Here is a 414-nt window from a genome sequence, read left to right as displayed (position 1 = left end):
GGCCAAGGATCACGTCACTTCGACGCTGTTCGTCTGTTGGGCGGTTCAGGCCGCGCTGAACATTCTGTACGGCATTCCCAAGCAGACCCGCGCCGAAAAGATTTCCGGCGTCTATGAACACCATATTCTTCATCCGCACGCCTTACTGACCCGCGGTTTCGACGACTCTTTCCTGGCCCCGCACTCACGCTATGCTGATTTTCCGGCCGGACTTATTCGCGACTATACCGATCTCGAGATCCTCGCGGAGACGGAAGAGGGCGATGCGTATTTGTTCGCCAGCAAAGATAAGCGCATCGCCTTTGTCACCGGCCACCCGGAGTACGATGCCAATACCCTGGCAAGCGAATATTTCCGCGATGTGGAAGCCGGTTTGAACCCTGAGATACCTCATAACTATTTCCCACAAAACGA

Annotated in this window: 1 protein-coding gene; it reads left to right on the top strand. The window is 55.1% G+C overall.

The genetic code is table 11. From position 1 onward, the window contains the following. Positions 1 to 414, top strand: a 414-nt coding sequence (locus tag FJV41_RS56200) for a homoserine O-acetyltransferase/O-succinyltransferase family protein (RefSeq protein ID WP_181791631.1), incomplete at both ends; no start/stop codon positions are given.

It is taken from the genome of Myxococcus llanfairpwllgwyngyllgogerychwyrndrobwllllantysiliogogogochensis (genome assembly GCF_006636215.1).
GTDB classification, from domain to species: domain Bacteria; phylum Myxococcota; class Myxococcia; order Myxococcales; family Myxococcaceae; genus Myxococcus; species Myxococcus llanfairpwllgwyngyllgogerychwyrndrobwllllantysiliogogogochensis.
Note: the sequence above shows the minus strand (reverse complement) of the source record. Positions and strands in the feature narration are given on the sequence as shown.